The following is a 24,177-nucleotide window of genomic DNA, read 5'->3' on the forward strand; positions in this document are numbered from 1 at the left end:
GAATCAAGGAGTCCGCATGGCAGGTCTTGAGGCCGAACACTGGAAGATCGAGGACCTCGATTTCTCGCGCATCGCGCTCGACAAGGTGCGCCCGGACGAGAATCTTTTCTACCTCGTGACCTCCGCCTCGTTCATCGAAAGCGGCTCGGACCTGTACACGCACAACCTGGTGGATTTCTTCCGCGGCGACGACGAAGTCACCGAGTGGCTCTCCAACTACTGGGAGCCCGAGGAACTGCAGCACGGCCAGGCCCTGCGCGCCTACGTGCGCCACGTGTGGCCCGAATTCGAGTGGGACGCGGCCTACCGCGGATTTCTGGAGGAGTACGCGACCTACTGCAAGGTCGAGCTGCTCGCCCCCACCCGCGCCCTGGAGATGACCGCGCGCTGCGTGGTCGAGACCGGCACCGCCACCTACTACCGTGCCATGGCCCGCGCCACCGACGAGCCCGTGCTGCACGACCTGGCCACCCGCATCGCGACGGACGAGGTCAACCACTACAAGCACTTCTACCGTTTTTTCCGCCGTTACCGCGAGCAGGAAAAGCTCAGCCGCTTCCGCGTGATCGGCACCCTCGGCCGGCGCACGCTGGAGCTCAAGAGCGAGGACGCGGACTGCGCGATCCGCCACGTCGTGAAGGCCCGGTCGCCCCATCGCGCCCACGACACGGCCTATGTGCAGCAGCTGAGCGCGCGCATGAACAGCACCATCCGCACCAACCTGAGTGCCGGCAGCACGCTCAAGATGCTGATGCGGCCGCTGGAACTGCCGGCCCGGGTGCAGACGGTGATCCAGTACCCGATCAAGCAGTTCATGCAGCACGTGTTCCTGCGTTAGGCGCCTCGGGGCGTCGCACCGTCTTCCTTCCCCTGGGCATCACGGGAAAAATCGGTTCCCGCCGACAAGGGATGGGCCATTTTTCCGGCCTTGTCCTGCATGGGTTTTTCGCGCTCGCATGATTGAATTTGGTATCCGAATTTTTCATGGAGCAACAACGATGGAGGCCAAGGCATCACGCCTCGGGGGACGGCAAGGCAAGCTGTTGGGCATCGGCGTCCCGGGGCTGGACGATGTGCTGGGCGGGGGCCTGGAACCCAACCGCCTCTACCTGGTGGAGGGAACGCCGGGCGCCGGCAAGACGACCATCGCGCTGCAGTTCCTGCTCGAGGGCGCGCAGCGGGGCGAATCGGTCCTGTACGTCACGCTCTCGGAAACCGAGAACGAATTGCGAGGCGTCGCCAACTCCCACGGCTGGGACCTCTCGGGCATCCACGTGCGCGAGATGCTCCCCGCGCAGGACAGCCTCCAGCCCGAAGAGCAGTACACGATGTTCCATCCCTCGGAGGTGGAGTTGAGCGAAACCACGCTGCGCATCCTCAGCGACGTGGATGCGCTCAAGCCGTCCCGCATCGTCTTCGACTCGCTGTCCGAGTTGCGGCTGCTGTCGGGCACGTCGCTGCGGTACCGCCGGCAGATCCTGGCGTTGAAGCAATTCTTCGCGGGCCGGCAATGCACCGTGCTGCTGCTGGACGACATGACCGCCACGCAGCACGACCTGCAGGTGCAGAGCATCGCGCACGCCGTGTTGCGGCTCGAACAGCTCAATTCCGACTACGGCTCGGCGCGGCGGCGCCTCCTGGTCGTCAAGTACCGCGGCCAGCCGTATCGCGGGGGCTTTCACGACTACAAGATCCATCGCGGGGGCCTGCAGGTGTTTCCGCGGCTGGTGGCCTCCGAACACGCGACCAGCGGACCGCTGATCAAGATGCCCAGCGGCATCGCGGAACTGGACGACCTGCTCGGGGGCGGCCTGGAGAAGGGAACGAGCACCCTCTTCGTGGGCGCACCGGGCACCGGCAAATCGTCGGTGGCCGTGCAGTTCGCCGTTGCCGCTGCCCGGCGGGGCGAATGCGCCGCGCTTTTCATCTTCGACGAGAGCGTCAACACGCTGCGCACGCGCTGCGCCGGCTTGGGGATGGACCTGGAACCGTACCTCGCGTCGGGACACCTGCGCATCAAGCAGGTCGACCCCGCCGAGCTCTCGCCGGGCGAACTGGTCCACGAGATCCGCCTGGCCGTGACCGAGCATGCCGCGAAGATCGTCGTCATCGACAGCCTGAACGGCTATCTCAACGCCATGCCTGACGAGCGCTTTCTCATCGTCCAGCTGCACGAACTGCTGACCTACCTCGGGCAGGCCGGCGTGGCCACGCTGCTGGTCGGCGCGCAGCACGGGCTGATCGGCATGCAGATGCAGACGCCGGTCGATGCCAGCTATCTCGCGGACGCGGTAGTTCTGCTGCGCTACTTCGAATTCGAGGGCGAGGTCCGGCAAGCCATCTCGGTGCTCAAGAAACGCGGCAGCGCGCACGAGCGGACCATCCGCGACTTCTCGATGGACGGCAGCGGGCTGCACGTGGGTGAGCCCCTGCGCCGCTTCCGGGGCATCCTGAGCGGCATTCCGGTGCCCATCGATGGCGTCACCGCCACCCCGCCGTGACGACGAACACGATCACCACCACGATCACGCACGAAGACCCGCAATTGCGCGTCCTGCTCAGGACGGCAACCTCGAAGGACGCCGTGATGGCGACGGCCGTGCTCGAACGCGCCGGCATCGCCACCCGGGTCTGCGCCACGCTGCACGAGTTGGTGCTCGAGATCGGCCAGGGCGCGGGCGCCGTGCTGGTGTCCGAGGAAATGCTCTCGGGCAACGATACCGCCGACCTGTCCGGCGCAGTGTCGATGCAGCCGCCCTGGTCGGACCTGCCGGTGCTGGTGCTGGCCAAGCAAGGGGCCGATTCGCGCGCCGTCGCCGTGGCCATGGAGGGCATGGCCAATGTCACGGTGCTGGAGCGGCCGATCCGCGTGGCGGCGCTGGTCAGCGCATTGCGAAGCGCCTTGCGGGCCCGGCGGCGGCAGTACGAACTGCGCCGCATCCTGGACGACCTGGGCGAGGCCGACAAGCGCAAGACCGAGTTCCTCGCCACGCTGGCACACGAGCTTCGCAACCCGATGGCACCGCTGAGCACGGCGCTCGCCATCCTCACGCGCAAGACGCTCACGCCCGAAGCCGCACTGCCTTACTACCAGCTCATGGGCCGCCAGCTCGAGCACATGGTGCGGCTCGTGAACGACCTGATGGAGGTGTCGCGCATCACCCGCGGGAAGATCGAACTCCAGCTCGGCGAGCTGATGGTCGATCAGGTGATCCGCGATGCCATGGAACTCAGCCGGCCGCTGATGGACGCGGGCCGGCATCGGCTGCAGGTGCATGCACCCGATGCTTCCCTGGCCGTGGAAGGCGATGGCGTGCGGCTCACGCAGGTGTTCTCGAACCTCCTGAACAACGCGGCCAAGTACACGCCCGAGGGCGGCCGGATCGACGTGTTCGTCGAGCGCGAGGGCACGAATGCAGTGGTCCGCATCCGCGACAACGGCGCCGGCCTCCCGCCGGACATGCTGGCGTCGATCTTCGACATGTTCGTGCAGGTGAGCGGTACCGCCCGGGCGGCCCAGGGGGGCCTGGGCATCGGGCTCACGCTGGTGAAGAGCCTGGTGGAACTGCACCGCGGCACGGTCACCGCGAAGAGCGGCGGGCTCGGCCAGGGCAGCGAATTCGTGGTGAGGCTGCCGTTGTCGATCGCGCACGAGGCAGGGAGCGAGAAGCGCGCCGCACCCTCCACCGAAGCAGCCATCGCGCGGCACAGCATCCTGGTCGTCGACGACAACCGCGACGCGGCAGAGTCGCTGGCGGCGCTGCTGGGCCTCCTCGGGGCACGCACCGCCGTGGCGTTCAGCGGCACCGAAGCGCTGAAGACGGCAGACGGTTTTCGTCCTTCGTTGGCGATCCTGGACATCGGCATGCCCGGAATGGATGGCTGCGAACTTGCCCGCAGGCTTCGGGCCGACCCGGCGCACAGCGGGATGACGCTGATCGCACTGACGGGCTGGGGCCAACCGGACGACAGGGTGCGCATTGCCCAGGCCGGATTCGACCATCACTTGCTGAAACCCGTCGATATGGAGGAACTGTCGATGGCGTTGCGGCGGCTGGCGCAACGCTAGCCGAAGGGGAATTTCAGGCGCCGCTGAACCGGCGCAGCGCGCGGTGGCCGAGCCGGGTGAGCTCGGTCACCGTTGCTACAGGTACGTCGGTCTCGGGGGAACGGAACTGCGGAAGAATGGCCTTCACGCAGCCTTCCAGCAGCAGGGCCTGGACGGCGGCAATGCCCTGGGCACCTGCGACGGTGGCGGGCAATTGCTGCGTGGAGAGGTAGTGCAACAGCGAGTGGCGCATGCTTCTTGAGGGTCCTGGACGAACAACAGGTGTCGCGTCAGGCACGGAGAAAGAAATCTTGACGACCTTCAGCCTCGAGGAACCGCTGCAAAGAGCGGGTGCAAATGCGGGTGCAGAAGCAACCTCTACCAACGCCGGAAGACCGTCAAGATTCAGTATCGTTCTCCAACCTTAAGCCGAACTGAAAACCAGTCGCCTGTCCCCTGTAATCCGGGTAACAAGGCTAGTGCGATGCCGGACCACTCACCAGTGCCAAAAGTCATTCGCGATGTCCAACCGACGCTGCAAACACATCTGCATTCGTTCTGGCTTGCCCGCATGGGCACTACGTCACATTTCGCCGAGTTGATCGCCTGCGGTCCTCCCCGGTGCGGAAAGGTGCGTGGCATAACCAAAGGACTGTCGTAAAACCGACAGTCTTCCTGATCGAACCGATCATTGACCCGCTTCGGCGGGTTCTTTTTTTGCCGCTCGCGCCTTCCTTCAAAGGTGCTGCACAACGATCACCACGGCGCCCGCCAACGAAATGGCTCCGCCAACGACTTTTCTCAACATCTTCATACGGCTCTCCAACAGTGAATCCTGATGGTGCCGTGTTTGCCCATGCCATAGGTTTGGCAATATTCATGTCCGGGATAGAGACAGCCGACTTGCGTGCCTCAGCAGGCGCTCAAGTCGCCGACGTCAAACCCGGCTTGCGGGTGCCGTCCAGCGAATACAACTGCGGCCGATCCTCGGCAAGGACATCGGCAGGCCCGTGCTCCGCGCCACGCGGTTGCCGGTAGAGCTCGCTCTCGAGCCGCCGGACGCGCTCGGCATACATCCGCGCCAATGCGCTGTGATGCTCCGCGGCTGCCTGGTGCTCGATGCGCGCCATCTGCGCTTCCTCCAGCAATGCCGAAGCCCTTTTGAGGTAGGCGGTATGGCTGGGACGAAACAAGAAGTCGAAGGTCATTTCATGCTCCTTGCCGCAAGAGTGCGGTCTGGAGATGTTCCTCCTGCGAGCCCCTTGAAGTCTGTCAGCGCGCGCCTACCCCGGTTTGTGCAACAACTGCTTTACCTAGCACATGGCCATGTCAGGTTTTCCATTTTCAATGGGGACAATGTTGTGGAAAACCATGTGTGAAGAGTTCAGGATCGTTGCCTGGCGTGGCCTGCAACACGGTGCCTGCAAAAGCGGCACCCGATGAAAAATATTTGGATTTGTCCCGAATTCCGTTCCTTGCCGGGCACAAAAACGTCGTCTGGTACAATCGCGCCTCACTCAGATTTGCTCTGGGTGTTGCCTGGCCAGGCAAGCCGAATCTCACACCGGCGCGTCGAAGTCACTACGACGAGAAAAACAACAGGTGGCTTCCGCAATTGAACATTTGCCGTAACGTGAACCGCGTGAGAGTTCACGACCACATTCCAAAGCCCGCCTCGTGCGGGCTTTTTCATTGGCCGAACGGTCCTAGCCCGCGAGTTCGCTTGCGAGTTCCCGCTCCGCCCCACGCGGAAGCTCGGACAGGAACGTCGCCACGATGATGGCCGCGGCCCGATCCACTTCGAGCACTTCGGTGATACCGAACTGGAGCAAGGCCGTCTTGCCCGTGGAGCCGAGCGGCCGGCGCAACTCGACAAGAACTTCGGCAGCCAGATCGCGATCGGTGCGCGGCCGGCCGTCGGGCCGCATCACCCATCGATCGACCTGATCGAACGGCATGCTGCGAAAAACCCCCACCACGGGGAAGTACTGGAATCGCTCTTCGTCGAGCCGGATTGGAATACTGAAGCGGCACAGGAATGTGTCCACCTCAGGTGACAGTTCAGCCATAGCTCCCATGAGACACCTCTTTTTGTTGCGAAGAGTGTGCTGCAGCGATCCGTACATTGGGAATGGTTGGCCTGCGACATAAGGCACAACAAGACACAATTACACAAACTTCATGGCATGAAGTGGCATTAATTCACAGCCCAAGAACGGCGCTGGCAAAAAAAACCCAGCACCAGGCTGGGTTGAATCTCTTTCAGTGCTGTCACACACAGAGAACTCGCACTTCGAAGCGAGTCCGCAAAATCTAGGGCTTCGCGCAGGCCTGTCCTGTAAGACGAGACCGACACTTCAAGCGCCATTGCCAGGCAGCAACGTTCGCGGGCTGCCAAATACTTCACGTTTTTAAGTGTGTCCTACGCCGACAGCCTAATTTTGGCTTACAGCCGATTGCAGCCACCCCATCGACGATCGAGGGGCTGTCACGCAACAGGGCCGCATTAAAAGAAGAGCTCTCTGTTTCGTCCTTAGAGCGCCCTGCAAGGGCTCCTCGAACCCGCTTCGGCGGGTATTTTTTTGCCCTGACGATTCCTCCCAGAAATCTCCCATTTCGGGGCACATCATTGTTCCGCCCGTCGCGTCCTGCGGCGGGCTCCTCCCTCCGGCCCCCGCGCAAGTACGGGCCATTCAGCCCGCCGCGTGCGGGCTTCTTTTTTGCGCGGCAGGGGCACCTCGACGTAGCCAAGCCCCGCACACGGCTTGTGCCGTGTCACGTCTGAAAAAAGGGGGGAATGCTTCCGGGGATCGATGGAGATGGAGCGGGTGAAGGGAATCGAACCCTCGTATGAAGCTTGGGAAGCTGCCGTTCTGCCATTGAACTACACCCGCATTTGCAACCCGTTGATTTCAAACGCGTTGTCGACCCAAGCGCGCGATTCTACAGAGGAACGAAGGGCGCTCGACCCCGAGCCCCCTGTCGGATGAGATGCGTGCAGCCAATGACGCTCTGCCATTCCGCCGTCTCTACACCCCACATCACTTTCCGCATATCGAAGCACGTTTTCGTTCGTTAACGAAAGATGCGCCCCTGCCTAGCATCCGGCCTCACTCAACCGGTCATAACAGGTCAGCCGCATGTCTTCCACCAAGGCGCTAGAGCCCATCGCCTTTTCTCCCGTTCCGCTCTACACGCAGGTGCGTGAAACGCTGCGCGAGCGCATCCTCGATGGCACCTACGCACCGCACGCGCAGCTGCCCTCCGAAAGCGAGATGGTCGCGCTCTTCAAGGTCAGCCGCATCACGGTGCGCCAGGCGCTCAGCGACCTGCAACGCGAGAACCTGATCTTCAAGATTCCTGGCAAGGGCACCTTCGTCGCCAAGCCCAAGGCGTTCCAGCAGCTTGGCCAGCTCGAAGGTTTTGCCGAATCGATGGGCCGCATGGGCTACGAGATCCGCAACCAGGTCACCAGCCACAAGACCGTGCCTGCATCGCCCCGCGTCGCCAAGCAACTGGGCCTGGCCGAGGGCACGCCGGTCGCGCAGATCAAGCGCGTGCGGCACCTCAACCGCGCCCCGGTGTCCTACGAAGTGACCTATCTCCCGCACGCCATCGGCGAGCGGCTGCGGCAGGCGGATCTCGCGGGCCGCGACATCTTCCTGATCCTGGAGAACGACTACGGCATCGCGCTCGGCCACGCCGATTTGCAGATCGACGCGATGCTCGCCGACGAAGTGCTCTCCCGCGCATTGAGCGTGCCCGAAGGCACCGCCGTACTGCGCGTCGAGCGCCTCACGCACACGGCCGAGGGCGCGCCGCTGGATTTCGAAGACCTCTATTTCCGCGGCGATGCCTTCCAGCATCGCCTCCGCATCGCGCGCAGCCACCCCACGAAGGCCACCCCATGAACATCCTCACCCGCACCGTCGACGTGCTGGTCATCGGCGGCGGCACGGCCGGCCCGATGGCAGCCGTCAAGGCGAAAGAAGCCAACCCCAAGCTCGAAGTACTGCTGCTCGAAAAGGCCAACGTCAAGCGCAGCGGCGCCATCTCGATGGGGATGGACGGCCTGAACAACGCGGTCGTGCCCGGCTTCGCCACGCCCGAGCAGTACGTGAAAGAGATCACCACCGCCAACGACGGCATCGTCAACCAGAAGACGGTGATGGCCTATGCGCGCAACAGCTATTCGATGATCGAGGAGCTGGACCGCTGGGGCGTCAAGTTCGAGAAGGACGAGACCGGCGACTACGCGATGCGCAAGGTCCACCACATGGGCACCTACGTGCTGCCGATGCCCGAGGGCCACAACATCAAGAACGTGCTGTACAGGCGCCTGAAGCGCACGCGCGTGGAGATGTCGCAGCGCCTGGTGGTCACGCGCCTGCTCACGGCACCCGATGGCAACATCGCGGGCGCGATGGCCTTCGATTGCCGCACCGCCGAGTTCCACGTGATCCGCGCGAAGTCGGTGGTGCTGGCCACGGGCGCGGCCGGCCGGCTGGGCCTGCCTGCGTCGGGCTACCTCTTCGGCACCTACGAGAACCCGACCAACGCGGGCGACGGCTACAGCATGGCCTACCACGCGGGCGCGGAGCTCTCGGGCATCGAGTGCTTCCAGATCAACCCGCTCATCAAGGACTACAACGGCCCCGCCTGCGCCTACGTGACCGGCCCCTTCGGCGGCCACACCACCAACAACAAGGGCGAGCGCTTTATCGAGTGCGACTACTGGAGCGGCCAGATGATGATGGAGTTCTACAACGAACTGCAGGGCGGCAATGGCCCGGTGTTCCTCAAGCTGAGCCACCTGGCCGAGGAGACCATCGCCACCATCGAGCAGATCCTGCACACCAACGAGCGCCCCAGCCGCGGGCGCTTTCATGCAGGGCGCGGCACCGACTACCGCGAGCAGATGGTGGAGATGCACATCTCCGAGATCGGCCTGTGCAGCGGCCACTCGGCCTCGGGCGTGTGGGTGGACGAGCACGCGCGCACGACCGTGCCGGGCCTGCACGCGGCCGGCGACCTGGCCTGCGTGCCGCACAACTACATGCTCGGCGCCTTCGTCTACGGCCGCCTCGCCGGTGAAAGCGCGGCGCGGCATTGCGCGGAGACCGAGCTGCCCGCGCTCGACGAAGAACAGGTCGCGCGCGAGCACGCCCGCGTCAGCGCCCCGCTCCTTCGCAGCGGAGGCCTGCCACCCGCGCAGGTCGAATACAAGCTGCGCCGCATGGTCAACGACTACCTGCAGCCGCCCAAGGTCACGCGCAAGATGGAGATCGGCCTCTCGCGCTTCGAGCAGATCCACGAAGACCTCGAACAGCTCGCCGCCCCCGGCCCGCACGAGCTGATGCGCGCGATGGAAGTGCACGCCATCCGCGACTGCGCCGAGATGGCCGCGCGCGCCTCGCTCTACCGCACCGAGAGCCGCTGGGGCCTGTACCACCACCGCGTGGACTTTCCCGAGCGCAACGACCGCGACTGGTTCTGCCACACGCAGCTGCAAAAACAGGGCGATGCGATGGTGAGCTTCAAGCGCCCCGTCGATCCGTACATCGTGCCGCTCGATGCGCATGAGATGTCGGCCTATCAGCACCTGCGCGTGCCCGCCACGGTGCGCGATCCGGTCGCGGCCTGACACCGCCCCATAAAAAAAGAGAACCCCACATGCCCCTCGCCTTCAACCCCACCAGCGTGCCCGTGCGCATCGACGACGACAAGTGCATCGCCCACAAGGGCTGCACCGTCTGCGTGGACGTGTGCCCGCTCGACGTGCTCGCCATCGACCTCAGCAAGGGCAAGGCCTACATGAAGTTCGACGAGTGCTGGTACTGCATGCCCTGCGAGAAAGACTGCCCCACCGGCGCAGTCACCGTCGACATCCCCTACCTGCTGCGCTGAGCCGCGCGCCCTCCCCGCATTTCAACCCGGAGCAACCACGATGAAGACCCAGAGAACACTGTCCCTGTGGGGCGCAACCCTCGGCCTGATGCTGGCCCTGTCGGCGGTTTCGGCCGCGCAGGCCGAGACCATCCGCATCGCCATCGGCACGCAGGACACCACCATCAACTGCGCCACCGGCGGCCTCCTCATCCGCGAGCTGAAGCTGCTCGACAAGTACCTCCCGCGCACCGGCAAGTACAAGGACGCGCAGTACCAGATCGAGTGGAAGAACTTCACCTCCGGCGCGCCGCTGACCAACGAAATGGTCGCGGGCAAGCTGGACCTCGGCTCGATGGCCGACTTTCCGGGCAGCTTCAACGGCGCGGCGTTCCAGAAGGCGGGGCGCAAGAGCCTCTTCATCACCGTGCTTTCGGGCAGCACGACCGGCAGCGGCAACGGCATCGTCGTGCCGAAGGATTCGAAGGTGCAGTCGCTCGCCGAACTCAAGGGCAAGACCATCTCGGTGCCCTTCGCCTCGACCTCGCACGGCATGCTGCTGCGCGCCGTGCAGGCGCAGGGCTGGGACCCGTTGAAGGACGTGAACATCACCACGCAGGCGCCCGAGGTGGCCGGCCCCGCGCTGCAGGCCGGCAAGGTCGAGGCGCATGCGGACTTCGTGCCCTTCGCCGAACTCTTTCCATACCGCGGCTTCGCCCGCAAGATCTACGACGGCTCGCAGGCCAATGCGCCCACCTTCCACGGCAGCCTGGTCGATGAGGAGTACGCGAAGAAGTACCCCGAGGTCGTCACCGCGTACCTGCGCGCCGCGCTGGAAGCCGACCGCCTCGTGGCCGCCGAGCCCGAGAAGTACAGCGAGTTGATCGCCAAGGTCACGGGCATCGAGGCGGAGGTCAACTACCTCTTTCACGGCCCGCTCGGCCTGCAGACGCGCGACCTGAGCTGGAAGCCCGAGTACCGCCAGGCGGTGAAGACATCGCTCGACACGCTGCGCCTCTTGAAGCGCACCGACAACGACATCGACGCCAATGCCTTCGTGCAGGACGGCTACATCCGCATCGCCTTCCAGGAAGCGGGCCTGGACTACGACAAGCAACTGAAGAACTACGCCCGCGCCCCGCTGGTGGCGAAGGACGCATCGACGGGCAAGCCGATCACCGACGTGAGCCGCGTGGCCCAGGTCTGGGTGGCCGGCGAGCCGCTCGTGCGCCACTACGCCTCGCCCGAGAACGCGCTGGGCGACCTGCAGAAGATCGAGAAGGCTGGCAAGAAGGCGCGCGTGGTCTATGCGCAGGACCGCAACAGCGGCAACAAGCTGCTGGCGTCCGATGCGTGGTTCGTGCTCGGCGCCAAGGGCGAGGTCGATGCCTTCCTGCTCAAGGACCAGGCCGAGGGCTGGGCCGCGAAGCACGGCGGCAAGGTGCAGGACTTCGCCGGCGTGCGCGCCGCGCTGGCCGGCTGACGCCTCATCCGTTCGCGATGTTCACATCCACACAAGTTGCGTCCGCAAAAAGCCATCCGTTCACGCTGAGCTTGTCGAAGCGCTGCGCGCGGCTTCGACAAGCTCAGTCCGAACGGTTTGTGTTGCCTGGTCGCAAAACATACCGTGACGTTCGCCCTCCCTGCAAGTTGCGTCCGAGAACAAACAATCCGCCGAGAACAAACAATCCGTTCACGCTGAGCTTGTCGAAGCGCTGCGCGAGGCTTCGACAGGCTCAGCCCGAACGGTTTGTGTTGGCTGGTCGCAAAACATACCAAAGCTCAAAAGGTCACCAATGACCAGCTCCCTCCATAGCAGCCTGCGCGCCCTACCCCGCGCCACGTGGCGCATCGCCGCGCTGCTCCTGTGCGTGCTCGCATGGCACCTTGCCACGCGGCAGCGCATGAACCTGGGCTTCATCACCTTCCAGAACGTGCCACCGCCGCGCGAGGTGGCCGAGTCCGCGTGGGCGCTGGTGCAGTCGCCGCTGGTGCTGCAGCACCTGTCGGCAAGCCTTCGCCGCGTGTTCATCGGCTTCGGGCTTGCCGCTGTCGCTGGCGTGGCGCTGGGCCTCGCGATCGGCCGCGCCCGCTGGGCCGAAGACACGCTGCTGCCGCCGCTCGAAGTGCTGCGTCCCATCCCCGCCGTGGCGTGGATTCCGCTGGCCATCCTGATGTTTCCGTCGTCGGAGGCGTCGATGGTCTTCATCACTTTCGTCGGCGCGCTGTTCCCGGTGCTGCTCAACACCGTGCACGGCGTGGAGGCGGTGGATGCGCGCCTCGTCGCCTCGGCGCGCAGCCTGGGCGCGGGCCGCCTCGCGGTGTTCCGCGAGGTGATCCTGCCGGGCGCGCTGCCGAGCGTCGTCACGGGCCTTGCCATCGGCATGGGCACCGCGTGGTTCTGCCTGGTCACGGCCGAAATGATCTCGGGCCAGTTCGGCATCGGCTACTACACGTGGATGTCGTACACGATCCAGAACTACGCCGACATCGTGGTGGGCATGCTCCTCATCGGCGTGCTCGGCATGGGCAGCAGCGCGCTGGTGCGATGGATCGGCCAGTCGCTGATGCCATGGCGCGCGGTGCAGGAGAAACGCGCATGAAGGCCGATGTGCAGACCGGCCGCATCGCCATCGACGATTTGCGCGTGCGCCTCGGCCCGGGCGCGCAGGCCTTCGACGCGGTGCAGGACATCACGCTCCACGTGGAGCCCGGCGAGTTCGTCTGCCTGCTCGGCCCTTCGGGCTGCGGCAAGTCGACGTTGCTCGGCGCACTGGCCGGCCACCTGACGCCCGCGAGCGGCGCGATCCGCGTAGATGGCGAGCCGGTGCGCGGACCGCACCCGGACCGCGGCCTCGTCTTCCAGCACCACACGCTCTTCCCCTGGAAGAAGGTGCTCGACAACGTCGCCTTCGGCCTGAAGATGCAAGGCGTCGGCCGCCGTGAGCGCCATGCGCGCGCGCACGACATGCTGCGGCTCGTGGGCCTGGACGACTTCGCGGGCTTCTACCCCTCGCAGCTCTCGGGCGGCATGCAGCAACGCGCGGAGATCGCGCGGGTGCTCATCAACCACCCGCGCGTGATGCTGATGGACGAGCCCTTCGGCGCGCTCGATGCGCAGACGCGGCTGATGATGCAGCGCCAGCTGCTCGACGCCTGGGCGCGCGTGCGCACCACCATCGTCTTCATCACGCACGACATCGACGAGGCGCTGTTCCTCGGCGACCGGGTGCTCGTGATGGGGCCGCGGCCGGGCCGCATCGTGGCCGAGTTCGCGCTCGACTTCGCGCGGCCGCGCGATCCCTCGCTGGTCACCTCGCCTGAATTCACCGCGCTCAAGCGGCACTGCCTGCAACTGCTGCATCCGCACGCGGCTGCCAGCGCGCCGCTCGAACGCCTCACGCCGCTGGGTGCGCCCACCGCTGCGCAACTGCGCTTTGCCATCTAGAAAAAGAATGAACCCCTCGACTCTCGACGACCCCGAACTGCAGGCCATCGCCGAACGCCTGGCCTCGCCCGACGCCGAAGTGCGCCGCATCGCCGTGATGGACCTGGGCGACCTGTCCGACGAGGCGCACACGCCGCTGCTGGTCGCGGCCCTGCGCGACGACACGCCGGCCGTGCGCGCCGCCGCCGCGCTGGCGCTCGAAACCATGGAGAACCAGTCCGCCGTCGAAGGGCTGGCGGATGCGCTCGACGACCCCGATGCGCAAGTGCGCGAAGCCGCCGCCCACAGCCTGGCCGAACTGAAGGAGCCCGCATCGGCCGCCTGGCTGCTGCCGCATGCGGGCACCGGCCCCGCGCGGGTGCGCGCCGCCGTGCTGCGCGCGCTGCGCGAACTGCGTGTGCCTGCCAGCGCCGGCCCCGCGCTGGCGGTGCTGCAGGAGCCGCGCGCCGCGCAGGACTCCGCCGACGCCATCGCCCTGCGCCGAGAAGCCATCGGCGTGCTCGGCTACCTGAAGCACGCGCCCGCCCTGCCCGCCTTGGCCGGCCTCGCCGCCTCCGACCCGGTGGACGAAGTGCGCCGCGCGGCCGTGGGCGCGCTGGCCTTCGCGGCGGGCGATGTAGATGCGCGCATCGCACTGGAAACCGCGCTGCGCGACGCGAGCTGGCAGGTGCGCGAAGAAGCCGCCACCGCGCTCGGCAAACTGCAGCAGCCCGCCGCGACCGCCGCGCTGCTGGTGGCGCTGAACGACGACTACTGGCAGGTGCGCCTGCGTGCGGCCCGCAGCCTGGGGCGGCTGCGCAGTGCCGAGAGCGTCACGCCGCTGCTCAGGGCGCTGGGCCACAGCATCAGCAACCTGCGCAAGGAAGCCGCGCTGGCGCTGGGCGACATCGGCGATGCAGGGGCGCTGCCCGCACTCGAACTTGCCGCGGACGACCCGGACCCCGAAGTGCGCAAATCGGCCCGGCTGGCCATCGTGCAGATCGGCAAGGCGGCCCATGGCGCCTGAGTCCATCGTCGATCACCGCGCGCGCGGTGCGCTGGAGTTTTGCTGGGGCGACGGGGAGCGGTATCTGGCCACGTACCAGCTGCTGCGGGACAGTTGCCCTTGTGCGGATTGCAAGGTGCTGCGGGCGGCTGGGGGCGATGGCAATGCGGGTGATGACGTGCAACTCGCGGACATACAGCCAGTTGGGACCTATGGCGTGCAGTTCGTGTTCAGCGATGGGCACGACCGGGGGATTTTTCCTTGGGGTTTTTTAAAGAGGCTGCTGGGGGAAGGTGTGCGATCTGCCATGACACCCTGTCCGCCCCCATAGTCTTTTCGCTCCAAGGTCTGTATCTCAGAGGTCGATCAAAAGCCGACACTCGCGCGCTACGCTTACCGCCAGCTTCAGACTGACCACAGTTATTCGCAAACGGGGACCGGCGTACTACACATCAAGATCGACGCAGGCTGGATTCGTGCGTACATCTGACCTTCACTAAGCGTGACGATTGGCCGCCCCAGAGCCAAGTTCGCCGGCGTCCTTGGAGTGGACCGCGTTGTGCCATCGGGCGCGAAACATGCAGCCGGCCCGCAGGCTCGGTTTACCGCAGATGGCTAGCAGTTTTCATGCATATCGCTGAAAATGGCGGTATTGGGTAGGCGCTGAGGCAGGCCTTTTGTTGCCGGTCGTCAGAATGCGCCCGGACTCACACGTCTAGTAGACAGAGTGCACATGTCAGCGGCTCCCAAGATGCACAATCTCAATGGCATCGACCAAACTGTACTCTCACTCGCAATCGGACCTCTTCCCGTGGCTAGCTCTGACCAACTCAAGGCGCTCATCAAGTCTCACATCAGTCGCAACGATGGGCAGTTCTTGTCGGTTGCTATGCAAGTAGCTGCGCATGAGGCGAAACTCGGCCACGTCAAGTTGGCCGAAGAACTGCGAGATTTGATTGACGCGGCTAAGGCGCGTGTCAGTCAAGACCCATCGGGCAAACTGGTTGCAATAGGCAGTGTTGCCAAGCCGAAGAGTGAGCTGGCCAATCTGCTCACCGTGTCGCATCCGGCGAACCGGTTGGGGGATATGGTTTTGGAGGATGTGGCTTCGACTCAGCTGCACCGAGTGATCAAGGAACAGCGACAGCTTGCTCGCATCAAGGAGCATGGGCTCTCGCCTCGCCGGAAGTTGCTGCTCGTGGGACCGCCCGGTACGGGCAAGACGATGACGGCCGCTGCGCTGGCTGGGGAGTTGGGTATTCCGTTGTTTCTGGTCCGACTGGATTCGCTCATTACGAAGTTCCTGGGCGAGACGGCTGCCAAGCTTCGGCAGGTCTTCGACGCCGTGACTGATATCCGTGGCGTCTACTTCTTCGACGAGTTTGATGCCATTGGCTCTCAGCGTGGCATGGCAAATGATGTCGGTGAGATTCGTCGAGTGTTGAACAGCTTCTTGCAGATGATCGAGCAAGATATGTCCAACAGCCTGATCGTCGCGGCGACGAATCACGCTGAAATCTTGGACTACGCATTGTTCCGTCGGTTTGACGACGTCGTGGAATACCACTTACCGTCGCCCACGCAGGCCGGCGAACTCATTCGGTCGCGTCTTGGCCGCTTTGCTCCCAAGCCCTTTCGAAAAGAAGCGATTCGTGGGCAAGCCGAAGGGCTAAGCCATGCTGAGATTTGCCGTGCAGTCGATGCGGCTATCAAGGACGCGATTCTGCATGACCAAGAGAAGGTGCAACCACGTGAGCTGGGGAAGGCGTTAGAGGAGCGCCGATTAGTCAACGCAAAGCTGGTAAATAACTCGAAGCATTCGTACAACCATGCCGGATCACACTCACGATAAGCACCCCCACCTTGTTCTTGCGAATACCTCAGCCCCTCAAGCGTTTACGGCACCTGGTGGCGGCGGGTCAAATGATGATGTTCCTCAACAGAACAGAGTACAACACTCGGCGTCTCTCAGCGCTCAGCTGAACGCACTGAAGCCTGTCGCCCAACATGCGCGTCAGATCCAGCAGGAGCAGGGGCTGGAAAGTGGGCTGGGGCTACAAGTCCAATTTGTCGGGCAACCCGACGTTGCGCTTGCATTCGAGAGCCTCGGCTCGGAGCTTGGGAAAGACCCACGCAAGAAGATTGAAGTGCTTAGCGTTCGTACGGAAGGCAACACGACCTACGCCAACGTGTTCGTCCCCGATGGGAAGTTAGCCCATTTTGAGAAGTACGTAGCGGACTATCTTGCACAGCGTAAGAAGAGCAATGGCCACGCGCTGGACCACCGCGCATTGCTTGACACGATCCTGGCCATCCGGACCGCTGAGATCCGCGCGCTGTGGACAGACGACCTGGCCCTTCTGCCGCAGGACGCGGCGGAGTCAATTTGGTGGGAGGTTTGGCTCCCCGTTCGCGGCGACCGACACGCGGTGCTTATGGACTTCCGCAAGCTCGCAGCTCTGGCTAGTTGTCAGGTCAGCGAGCACCACATCAGCTTCCCGGAACGGTCCATCGTTCTAATGTACGGATCTCAGCAACAGTTCGCGACGTCGGTTCTGACGATCAACTGCGTCGCTGAACTTCGCCGCGCAAAGGAAACAGCTGAATTCTTTGATGGCATGACGCCAGCTGAACAGCAGGAGTGGTCGGCCGAGACGCTCGCCCGGCTGACCGTCGCGGGGGAGGACGACTCCGTCCCTCGCGTCTGTCTCCTCGATTCTGGTGTGAATCGAGGGCACCCGTTGCTCTCGCCGTTCATTGCCGCTGCCGACTTGCACGCGGTCCAACCTGCCTGGGGCGTTGACGATACGGCGAATCATGGAACCGGCCTCGCCGGACTCGTCGCCTTGGGGGACATGACGACGGTCCTGGCATCGGACGGTCCATTGCAGGTGGCACATAGACTGGAATCGGTCAAGCTCACGCCGCATCAGGGTGCAAATGCCGGCGATTCACGCCAACACGGCTATCTGTTCGCCGAAGCTGTGGCGCGCCCTGAGGTCGCGGCGCCCGTGCGCCCGCGCGTGTTCACGTCGGCGGTTACCTCTAGCGATGATCGCGACAAGGGACGGCCGTCGGCCTGGTCTGCTACCGTTGATCGCCTCGCCAGTGACTACGATGGCAATGGGCAGTTTCCGCGCCTTTTCGTTCTTTGTACCGGCAACACAGAAGACGCTCAGACCTGGGACGCATATCCTGGGGGCTTGGGCACGCGCGGGATTCGCGATCCCGGTCAAGCGTGGAATGCGTTGACGGTAGGAGCGTATACGGAAAAGGTCAACATCACCGAAGCTGATGCCCAGGGCTATGCTCCTGTTGCTCAAGAAGGCGGGGTCAGCCCCTACTCCCGTACTTCGAACGGCTGGAATTCGGCGTGGCCGCTGAAGCCCGACGTTGTCTTTGAGGGCGGCAATGCGGGAAGAAACGCGCTTGGCTCCGTTGGAATCAGAAGCCTCCACCTGTTGACCACGCATAACTCGCCCCAAGAACGCCTCTTTACAACGACCAACGCCACAAGCGCTGCATCGGCGCTTGGCGCGCGTATGGCCGCGCAGTTGATGGCTGCATATCCCGCACTCCGACCCGAAACTATTCGAGCGCTTATGGTGCACTCAGCAGAGTGGACAGAGGCAATGCGCGCAGGATATTTGCCAGCCCATGGCATGCCGACCAAGTCCGACTACGTGAACCTGATCCGCCATTGCGGTTGGGGTGTACCGAATTTAGACCAAGCACTCTGGAGCGCGGGCAATTCTTTGACCTTGATCGTCGAAGACGAGGTGCAACCATTCGAGAAGGTGAAGAATCGAGGGGTCGTCACCCGCGACATGAACTTGCATTCGCTGCCTTGGCCGAAGGAACAGCTACTGGCATTGCCGCCAGACACCCGGGTTGAGTTGTGCATTACGTTGTCGTACTTTATCGAGCCTAACCCATCTGCACGGGGGACCTCTTCGAAGTTCCACTACCCGTCGCATCGGCTGCGCTTCGATGTGCAACGTTCGCTCGACGCGACGACAGCGGATTTCGTCGCTCGGATCAACGCTGCAGCGGAGTTGGAAGACGACGGCATCTCTATCGATCCCAAGGACCCGAACTGGATTCTTGGCGACAGGCAGCGGCATCGTGGTTCGCTGCACAAGGACGTCTGGCGCGGAACCGCTGCCGAGCTTGCAAATCGCGGTTTTGTTGCGGTCTACCCCTCGAAGGGTTGGTGGCGCACACGCCCCGCTCTGGAGCGCTACAACCTTCCCGCCCGGTACAGCCTGATTATCTCCATCCGTACGCCTGCAACGGACGTCGACCTCTACACGCCGATCGCTGACATGGTCGTCGCGCAGGTCAATACGCCCATCGTCATCGATACCTAAAGACACTGCCGCGTGTCACGTGCTCACGCTCCGCAGGCAACGGCCTTAAACCCACTTCGCGAACTGCTGCGCTACAGCAGGGCTTTCCAGAATGATGGCGGCGCAGCTGTGCACTACGAGCCCAGAGGCGAGCATTATGCCGAATGGTCTATTGTGGAGACTGAGGGTTTAGAACCCAATGCGATGGCGAGCGACAGCTACTACGCCAGCGATCAAATACTGCGCGTTAATTCAAGCGTGTGATCGCAAGACTGCGCGAAGTTCTGTCAAGACTGCACAGCAAAGGACGTCGATGCGAAGAGGAATCGTGACCGCCGCTGCGCTAAACGCGATCCTTCTGCCACCCTGGGTGCATGCGGGGCCGCATAAGCACCTTGACCTTCGCACGATGTCCGACATGTCCGACGGCCAGCACACTCTCTCGTTCTGTGCACGTCCCTCGCCTCAAGGGGATATCCCCGGTCATGCATTCGTCGTATTCGCTCACAAGCCTCCAAAAGAGCAGCGCAAGGTTCTAGCGGTCGGATTTACGACTTCGAGCGGCGTGGCGCAGGCTGCCCTTAGCTACAAAGGTTGGCTCACCAAAGCAGGCGGGTACCTAGGCGAGGAACGTTACACAAGCATTAATGAACAATGCCTCGTGGTAGACGTTGACAAAAAGGTGTTCGATAACGCTTACGCCCTAGTGAACCCATTCGCATCGGTGCCGGGACTTCAGCAACTTCGATGGACTGCTGCATACACCTTGGCGCAGAACGACTGCATGACTTTTATTAGTGACGTGGCTCGCAAAGTTAATCCGCTGAAGGTGCCGATTCGGGGTGAAACAGAACTGCCATTGCCTTACTTGCGGCGTTTGATCGACGCGAACTGAAATCACGAAGAAGGAGCCAACATGCTGTCCCTGGCGCGCGCCCTTGTTGCACTGTTGCTGCCTCTGGTTTGTGGCGAGTCCTTCGCAGCAAGGATTTGGGCCGAAACGAAGCTTGCCTCAGCCACGCAGAGTATCGATATCAAAAGGCAACGCACTTTGATCGGAACATACTACCTTGCCGTGACGGGGCCGGACAACGTGAAGAAGGAGTTGGAGCGCTACGCCAAAACGTGTGTCACTACTTCTTTAGGCAGTGGGACACTTGCATACCACGCCAATCCGTCCCCAGAACCAGCCACAAAACTAGCATCCGCGGTAGCTGCCTTCAAGGTAGCCCTTAAAGCGTGCGCAGCGGCAAAGCCCGCCTTTGAGGCTTTAGCCGGAAAATTTGAACTGGGGCTTAAACATCGGAGCAAGTGGAAAAAGGGTATCCAAATCAAAGGGAACATAGAGAACCCGATGGCGCCGAAATATCGTGAGCTAAGCAAATATTTGAAAGACAGGGCCGGAATCGGTGGAGATGGCGGAAAACTGCTCGACAAAACAATTGGAATGTTTATTGATGGGCCTAAAGTTAACCTTAGACTGCCCCCTGTGAAAGTACCCTCCCCTAAGAAAGCCGGGAAATACGTAAGGGATCGACTTGGTCTCTAAGGCGAGTACAAAGCGGCCGCTCGCAACGTACGTTCCAACGTCAGCTTTGCAACACCAAGCTGCCTCTGACCTGCACTGCCAGCCTCGCGGAAATAGCTCATCTCGATGATTGACCTGGCGCCGCACGCCCTTCACCGGCATTGCCGAATGCTCGCGCGGCGCTTCGACGAGCTCAGCGTGAACGGACTGCGGGTTCATCTTGATCGCAATGGCCGTTCGTGGCGGAGGTCACGCGGGCTCCAAAAGCCAACACATCCGTGTAGCTATACTGCGCCCCGTCACGTCAAAAACAGGCGTGACCGGGATTGGCCTCCCATTGAAATCACTGCGACGAAAGCCGCAGTTACCCCGCAGGGACTGCGGCTTTCTCATTCGTGCAACCTTTTTTAGGCGGCTCGATGGGCGGGCGCAAGCCCGGCCGGTTTCACGCAAGTGGTTTCCCGGTAGGCCAACCCGTCGAGCCGCCGCCTCCGATTGGCCTCGGGTGCGGTGGTTTCAGTAAACCGAAACCCTTGGAGGCCATACATGGCTCACGTTCCCCCGTCCCCCGCACCCTTCGACACCCACAGCGCCGCATCGCTCGCGCTTCAGGTCTCCGACAACATCGACAGCCTGCACGACGTGCGACTCGCCTACGCGTGCATCGAGCAACTCGTCGTTCCGCAGCACGCGAGCGACTCGGAAGATGCCCACCCCATCCGCACCGAACTGAGCGCGCTGATGCGGCTGGTGAACGAGGAGTTGCAGCGCCGCATCGAGACGGCCGAGGCCACGATGCAGTCGCTGCGTCTGGCGGTGGACAAGGTCAGCGCGGCGCCGTGCTGAGGTCTTCGATTGCCGGCTGGGCGCCGCCGCGATCCGCGCACTGAACCCGGGGCCTCAACGCCCCAGGACCAGCACCCCGAGCAGCACCGCAGACACGATGGCCAGCAACGCCGTGGTCGTCTGCCAGAAACGCACGGGGTGCCGCTCGATCAGCGGTGGCAGGCGTGGGCGAAGAAACGCCTGGCCTGGTGCCCGCAGGTCGTGCGCGAGTTCAGACACAGCCTCCTGCCGTTTCAGCGGATTCGGATTCAGCGCCTTCTGCAGCACCGCATCGACCCACTCGGGCAGGTCGGGCCGCAGATGGCGCGCCGGCACATAGCGCAGCCGGCTCACGTCGGCGGGCGACCGCACCCGCGACACATGCAGCCCATACGGCAACTGGCCCGTGAGCATCTGGTAGACGATCACCGCCATCGAGAACAGATCAGACCGCGCGCTGCCGCCATGGCCGGTGAAGTATTCGGGCGCCGTGTACTGCAGCGTGCCGGTGATCGCGAGCGGCCTGCCCTCGCCCGCCCCATCGGCGAGCCCCGCCACATGGGTCGTCGCGAGGTCGATGATCCGCACGGTGCCGGTGCGGTCGATCATCACGTTCTCGGGGCGCACGTCCTGGTGCAGCATCTCCTTGCCGTGCAGCGCCTGCAGCCCGCTCGCGAGCTGCTCGGCGATGCGGCGCACGCTGTCGAGCGACGGCCGGGGGTTATCGACCATCCATTGCGCGAGCGTCTGGCCATCGACGTATTCCATGGCGACGTACAGATGGCCGCGCGCACGCTCGATCGCGCTGGCCTTCAGCACATGCACGCTGTCGATGCGCCGCGCCACCCACTCCTCGAGCACGAAGCGGTCGAGGTACTCGGGGTCGTCGCGTAAATCGACCGACGGCAGCTTGAGCACCACCTGCTGCCCGCTCGCATCGTCCACGGCCAGGTGCACGTGGCTGCGCGAACTCACATGGAGTTCGCGCACGAGCGTGAAGCCTTCGAAGCGCGCGCGGGGCGCGAGCGGCGGCGCGATGGCGAGGCCCTCGCGCTGCAATGGGAGCGGCGCGGCGTCGGCCGCCGGCAGTTCGTCGATGCGCACGAGCTGCACCGTGCAGTCGTCGTCGCTGCCGCGGGCCCGCGCGGCCTCCGTGAGCAGCCGCGCGGCGATGTCGAAGTCATCGCCGCAGCGCGCGATCGCATCGTGCACCGCGGCGACATCGAGGTGCCCATAGGCGCCGTCGGTGGCCAGCAAGTAGACCTCGCCCACCTCCGCCTCCCAGCAGCGGTAGTCGATCTCCACGTTCGGCCCCGCGCCCAGCGCGCGCCCGAGGTACGACTCCACCGACGACAGGTGCACGCGGTGGTCTTCGGTGAGCTGCTCCAGCCCGTTCGGATGCAGGCGATGGATGCGCGCGTCGCCCACGTGCAGCATGTGCACGTCGCGGCCCTTGAAGATGAGCGCGCTGAAGGTGCAGACGTAGCCGCTGTCCTTGTCGAAGCGCGCATCGCTGCGCATCGTCTGCGCGTGCAGCCACGAGTTGGTGGCACTCAGCACGCGCTGGGCCGCGCGGCGCACCGACCACGCATCGGAGGTGGCGTAGTAGTCGTCCAGAAAGCCCCGCACCGCCGCCGCGCTCGCCACCTGGCTCACGCGGCTGGAGCCGATGCCATCGGCGAGCGCGACCGCGATGCCCTTGGACATGCGCAGCGTTCCCTCGGGGAGCATCGCGCCGTGAAAGTCCTGATTGACCTGGTTGACCTGGTTCGGCGCGCCGGGCTTGGCCAGCGAGTGCTGGCCGAGCGTCACGCGCAGTGCCTTCTGCGTGGGCATCAGCATCGAAGCGATGCGTGTGCGTGCGAGTGGCCGCGACCGCTGATCAGCTGGTCTTGCGCTTGGGCGCCGTCTTGTAGTGCGTCGAGTACAGCGTCAGCCCCACGAAGGTCAGGCCGCCGACGAGGTTGCCGATGACGGTGGGAATCTCGTTCCAGATCAGGTAGTCCATCAGCGTGAACTTGCCGCCCAGCAAGAGGCCGGTGGGAAACAGGAACATGTTGACGATCGAGTGTTCGAAGCCCATGTAGAAGAACACCATCACCGGCATCCACATGCCGATGGCCTTGCCCGACACGGTGGTGGACATCATGGCCGCGACCACGCCGGTGGAGACCATCCAGTTGCACATCACGCCGCGGATGAACAGCGTCAGCATGCCGGCGGCGCCGTGCGCTGCATAGCCCACGGTGCGGCCTTCGCCGATGTGGCCGAGCTTCTCGCCGATGGCGTTGGGCGCCTCGCTGAAACCGAAGGTGAAGATGATCGCCATGAACACCGCCACCGTGAGCGCGCCCGCGAAGTTGCCCACGAACACCAGGCTCCAGTTGCGCATGACGCCGCCCCAGGTGGCGCCGGGGCGCTTGTCGAGCACCGCGAGCGGCGCGAGCGTGAACACGCCCGTCAGCAGGTCGAAGCCCAGCAGGTACAGCATGATGAAGCCGACCGGGAACAGCATCGCGCCCACCAGCGCATTGCCGGTGTTCACGGTGATGGACACGGCAAAGGCCGCGGCGAGCGCCAGGATGGCGCCGGCCATGTAGGAGCGGATGAGCGTGTCGCGGGCGGACATCAGCAGCTTGGATTCGCCGGCATCGACCATCTTGGTCACGAACTCGGCGGGGGCTAGATAGGCCATCGGGATTCCTTGAGAAAGCAGAGAAAAGATTGAAGCGTCGAAGGTGCGCGGCTCAGCCCAGCGCGACGAGCACGCGGCCCTCATCCACGCGCACCGCATGGGCGCGCACCGAGTACTCGGGTGCCTCCAGGCACTCGCCGCTGCGCAGGTCGAAGTGGTTCTTGTAGAGCGGCGAGGCGACGACGATGCGGTCGCCCAGGCTTCCCACGAGGCCGCGCGAGAGCACGCTGGCGTTGGCCTTGGGGTCCACGTTGTCGATGGCGTACAGGGCCTGCTCGCGGCCCACGCTGAAGATCGCGACATGCACGCCCTCCACCAGCGCGCAGACGCCGGTGTCGGGGAGGATGTCGGTGGCCGCGCACACGGCGGTCCATTGGAGGGTGTCGGTGGTCATCGTGGAGATCCTCGGTTTT

23 protein-coding genes and 1 tRNA gene are annotated in these 24,177 nt (G+C 64.0%); 17 read left to right on the plus strand and 7 right to left on the minus strand.

What is annotated here, in order from left to right:
- Positions 1-16 precede the first annotated feature (16 nt).
- The 3 genes from BM133_RS10360 to BM133_RS10370 all read left to right on the plus strand — a co-directional run bounded on the left by BM133_RS10360 (position 17) and on the right by BM133_RS10370 (position 4,069).
- Positions 17-838, plus strand: a complete 822-nt coding sequence (locus tag BM133_RS10360; protein ID WP_093433483.1) for a ferritin-like domain-containing protein — start codon at positions 17-19, stop codon at positions 836-838.
- A gap of 160 nt (positions 839-998) precedes the next feature.
- Complete coding sequence (locus tag BM133_RS10365; RefSeq protein WP_093433484.1) at positions 999-2,501, plus strand: ATPase domain-containing protein; 1,503 nt, start codon at positions 999-1,001, stop codon at positions 2,499-2,501.
- Complete coding sequence (locus BM133_RS10370) at positions 2,498-4,069, plus strand: hybrid sensor histidine kinase/response regulator (protein ID WP_256219124.1); 1,572 nt, start codon at positions 2,498-2,500, stop codon at positions 4,067-4,069. The genes BM133_RS10365 and BM133_RS10370 overlap by 4 nt, the downstream gene beginning before the upstream one ends.
- A gap of 13 nt (positions 4,070-4,082) precedes the next feature.
- Here the strand turns inward: BM133_RS10370 and BM133_RS10375 are convergent, their stop codons facing one another.
- The 4 genes from BM133_RS10375 to BM133_RS10390 all read right to left on the minus strand — a co-directional run bounded on the left by BM133_RS10375 (position 4,083) and on the right by BM133_RS10390 (position 6,942).
- Positions 4,083-4,301 (minus strand): hypothetical protein, encoded by a 219-nt coding sequence (locus tag BM133_RS10375; RefSeq protein WP_093433486.1) that lies wholly within the window; start codon positions 4,299-4,301, stop codon positions 4,083-4,085.
- 670 nt (positions 4,302-4,971) lie between these two features.
- Positions 4,972-5,256 carry a hypothetical protein gene (locus tag BM133_RS10380; protein WP_093433487.1) on the minus strand — a complete coding sequence of 95 codons (285 nt, stop codon included), beginning with the start codon at positions 5,254-5,256 and terminating at the stop codon, positions 4,972-4,974.
- 498 nt (positions 5,257-5,754) lie between these two features.
- The gene (locus BM133_RS10385; protein WP_256219125.1) at positions 5,755-6,096 is read right to left on the minus strand and encodes a hypothetical protein; all 342 of its coding nucleotides are present in this window, start codon (positions 6,094-6,096) and stop codon (positions 5,755-5,757) included.
- 772 nt (positions 6,097-6,868) lie between these two features.
- Positions 6,869-6,942: transfer RNA gene (locus BM133_RS10390), tRNA-Gly, on the minus strand.
- A gap of 246 nt (positions 6,943-7,188) precedes the next feature.
- Here BM133_RS10390 and BM133_RS10395 point away from each other — a divergent pair.
- From BM133_RS10395 to BM133_RS10445, 14 genes are all read left to right on the plus strand, one after another.
- Entirely contained in the window at positions 7,189-7,959 is a 771-nt protein-coding gene (locus BM133_RS10395) for a GntR family transcriptional regulator (protein WP_093433488.1), read from the plus strand.
- The gene (locus tag BM133_RS10400) at positions 7,956-9,692 is read left to right on the plus strand and encodes a fumarate reductase/succinate dehydrogenase flavoprotein subunit (protein WP_093433490.1); all 1,737 of its coding nucleotides are present in this window, start codon (positions 7,956-7,958) and stop codon (positions 9,690-9,692) included. The genes BM133_RS10395 and BM133_RS10400 overlap by 4 nt, the downstream gene beginning before the upstream one ends.
- Before the next feature lie 29 nt (positions 9,693-9,721).
- The gene (locus BM133_RS10405) at positions 9,722-9,955 is read left to right on the plus strand and encodes a 4Fe-4S dicluster domain-containing protein (protein WP_093433491.1); all 234 of its coding nucleotides are present in this window, start codon (positions 9,722-9,724) and stop codon (positions 9,953-9,955) included.
- A gap of 40 nt (positions 9,956-9,995) precedes the next feature.
- On the plus strand, positions 9,996-11,417 hold the full coding sequence (locus BM133_RS10410) for an ABC transporter substrate-binding protein (protein WP_093433493.1): 1,422 nt from the start codon (positions 9,996-9,998) through the stop codon (positions 11,415-11,417).
- 313 nt (positions 11,418-11,730) lie between these two features.
- Positions 11,731-12,537 carry an ABC transporter permease gene (locus BM133_RS10415; protein WP_093433494.1) on the plus strand — a complete coding sequence of 269 codons (807 nt, stop codon included), beginning with the start codon at positions 11,731-11,733 and terminating at the stop codon, positions 12,535-12,537.
- The gene (locus BM133_RS10420; RefSeq protein ID WP_093435237.1) at positions 12,534-13,382 is read left to right on the plus strand and encodes an ABC transporter ATP-binding protein; all 849 of its coding nucleotides are present in this window, start codon (positions 12,534-12,536) and stop codon (positions 13,380-13,382) included. Before BM133_RS10415 ends, BM133_RS10420 begins: the two co-directional genes overlap by 4 nt.
- A 7-nt stretch (positions 13,383-13,389) precedes the next feature.
- Positions 13,390-14,388, plus strand: a complete 999-nt coding sequence (locus BM133_RS10425) for a HEAT repeat domain-containing protein (protein WP_093433496.1) — start codon at positions 13,390-13,392, stop codon at positions 14,386-14,388.
- On the plus strand, positions 14,378-14,698 hold the full coding sequence (locus tag BM133_RS10430; RefSeq protein ID WP_093433497.1) for a gamma-butyrobetaine hydroxylase-like domain-containing protein: 321 nt from the start codon (positions 14,378-14,380) through the stop codon (positions 14,696-14,698). Before BM133_RS10425 ends, BM133_RS10430 begins: the two co-directional genes overlap by 11 nt.
- Positions 14,699-15,178: 480 nt before the next feature.
- The gene (locus tag BM133_RS10435; RefSeq protein WP_093433499.1) at positions 15,179-16,219 is read left to right on the plus strand and encodes an AAA family ATPase; all 1,041 of its coding nucleotides are present in this window, start codon (positions 15,179-15,181) and stop codon (positions 16,217-16,219) included.
- Positions 16,197-18,737, plus strand: coding sequence for a S8 family peptidase (locus BM133_RS10440; RefSeq protein ID WP_093433500.1), 2,541 nt, complete (start codon positions 16,197-16,199; stop codon positions 18,735-18,737). The genes BM133_RS10435 and BM133_RS10440 overlap by 23 nt, the downstream gene beginning before the upstream one ends.
- Before the next feature lie 12 nt (positions 18,738-18,749).
- Positions 18,750-18,980, plus strand: a complete 231-nt coding sequence (locus BM133_RS34565; RefSeq protein WP_143100109.1) for a hypothetical protein — start codon at positions 18,750-18,752, stop codon at positions 18,978-18,980.
- A gap of 145 nt (positions 18,981-19,125) precedes the next feature.
- Positions 19,126-19,611 (plus strand): hypothetical protein, encoded by a 486-nt coding sequence (locus tag BM133_RS34570; protein ID WP_143100110.1) that lies wholly within the window; start codon positions 19,126-19,128, stop codon positions 19,609-19,611.
- A gap of 21 nt (positions 19,612-19,632) precedes the next feature.
- The gene (locus tag BM133_RS34575) at positions 19,633-20,265 is read left to right on the plus strand and encodes a hypothetical protein (protein ID WP_143100111.1); all 633 of its coding nucleotides are present in this window, start codon (positions 19,633-19,635) and stop codon (positions 20,263-20,265) included.
- Between the two features lie 525 nt (positions 20,266-20,790).
- Positions 20,791-21,090 (plus strand): hypothetical protein, encoded by a 300-nt coding sequence (locus BM133_RS10445; RefSeq protein ID WP_093433502.1) that lies wholly within the window; start codon positions 20,791-20,793, stop codon positions 21,088-21,090.
- Positions 21,091-21,144: 54 nt separating this feature from the next.
- On the opposite strand, the gene BM133_RS10450 is transcribed toward BM133_RS10445, so the two are convergent.
- Genes BM133_RS10450 through nirD form a run of 3 tightly spaced genes read right to left on the minus strand, consistent with a single transcriptional unit; the run spans position 21,145 to position 24,158 of the window.
- Positions 21,145-22,911: a bifunctional protein-serine/threonine kinase/phosphatase gene (locus tag BM133_RS10450; protein WP_093433503.1), complete on the minus strand. Its 1,767-nt coding sequence runs from the start codon at positions 22,909-22,911 to the stop codon at positions 21,145-21,147.
- Between the two features lie 40 nt (positions 22,912-22,951).
- A complete protein-coding gene (locus tag BM133_RS10455) occupies positions 22,952-23,764 on the minus strand; it encodes a formate/nitrite transporter family protein (protein ID WP_093433505.1) in 813 nt (270 codons plus the stop codon).
- Positions 23,765-23,816: 52 nt separating this feature from the next.
- Entirely contained in the window at positions 23,817-24,158 is a 342-nt protein-coding gene (gene nirD / locus BM133_RS10460; protein WP_093433506.1) for a nitrite reductase small subunit NirD, read from the minus strand.
- Between the last annotated feature and the right edge of the window lie 19 nt (positions 24,159-24,177).

It is taken from the genome of Variovorax sp. 770b2 (assembly GCF_900115685.1).
Classification (GTDB): domain Bacteria; phylum Pseudomonadota; class Gammaproteobacteria; order Burkholderiales; family Burkholderiaceae_C; genus Variovorax.

Coding starts and splice junctions, on each gene's coding strand:
- BM133_RS10420 (WP_093435237.1), top strand. CDS start 12,534: ATGAAGGCCGATGTGCAGACCGGCCGCATCGCCATCGACGATTTGCGC.
- BM133_RS10405 (WP_093433491.1), top strand. CDS start 9,722: ATGCCCCTCGCCTTCAACCCCACCAGCGTGCCCGTGCGCATCGACGAC.
- BM133_RS10360 (WP_093433483.1), top strand. CDS start 17: ATGGCAGGTCTTGAGGCCGAACACTGGAAGATCGAGGACCTCGATTTC.
- BM133_RS10445 (WP_093433502.1), top strand. CDS start 20,791: ATGGCTCACGTTCCCCCGTCCCCCGCACCCTTCGACACCCACAGCGCC.
- BM133_RS34570 (WP_143100110.1), top strand. CDS start 19,126: ATGTCCGACATGTCCGACGGCCAGCACACTCTCTCGTTCTGTGCACGT.
- BM133_RS10440 (WP_093433500.1), top strand. CDS start 16,197: ATGCCGGATCACACTCACGATAAGCACCCCCACCTTGTTCTTGCGAAT.
- BM133_RS10395 (WP_093433488.1), top strand. CDS start 7,189: ATGTCTTCCACCAAGGCGCTAGAGCCCATCGCCTTTTCTCCCGTTCCG.
- BM133_RS10410 (WP_093433493.1), top strand. CDS start 9,996: ATGAAGACCCAGAGAACACTGTCCCTGTGGGGCGCAACCCTCGGCCTG.
- nirD (WP_093433506.1), bottom strand. CDS start 24,158: ATGACCACCGACACCCTCCAATGGACCGCCGTGTGCGCGGCCACCGAC.
- BM133_RS10400 (WP_093433490.1), top strand. CDS start 7,956: ATGAACATCCTCACCCGCACCGTCGACGTGCTGGTCATCGGCGGCGGC.
- BM133_RS10450 (WP_093433503.1), bottom strand. CDS start 22,911: ATGCTGATGCCCACGCAGAAGGCACTGCGCGTGACGCTCGGCCAGCAC.
- BM133_RS10425 (WP_093433496.1), top strand. CDS start 13,390: ATGAACCCCTCGACTCTCGACGACCCCGAACTGCAGGCCATCGCCGAA.
- BM133_RS10430 (WP_093433497.1), top strand. CDS start 14,378: ATGGCGCCTGAGTCCATCGTCGATCACCGCGCGCGCGGTGCGCTGGAG.
- BM133_RS10375 (WP_093433486.1), bottom strand. CDS start 4,301: ATGCGCCACTCGCTGTTGCACTACCTCTCCACGCAGCAATTGCCCGCC.
- BM133_RS10455 (WP_093433505.1), bottom strand. CDS start 23,764: ATGGCCTATCTAGCCCCCGCCGAGTTCGTGACCAAGATGGTCGATGCC.
- BM133_RS10380 (WP_093433487.1), bottom strand. CDS start 5,256: ATGACCTTCGACTTCTTGTTTCGTCCCAGCCATACCGCCTACCTCAAA.
- BM133_RS10415 (WP_093433494.1), top strand. CDS start 11,731: ATGACCAGCTCCCTCCATAGCAGCCTGCGCGCCCTACCCCGCGCCACG.
- BM133_RS34575 (WP_143100111.1), top strand. CDS start 19,633: ATGCTGTCCCTGGCGCGCGCCCTTGTTGCACTGTTGCTGCCTCTGGTT.
- BM133_RS10365 (WP_093433484.1), top strand. CDS start 999: ATGGAGGCCAAGGCATCACGCCTCGGGGGACGGCAAGGCAAGCTGTTG.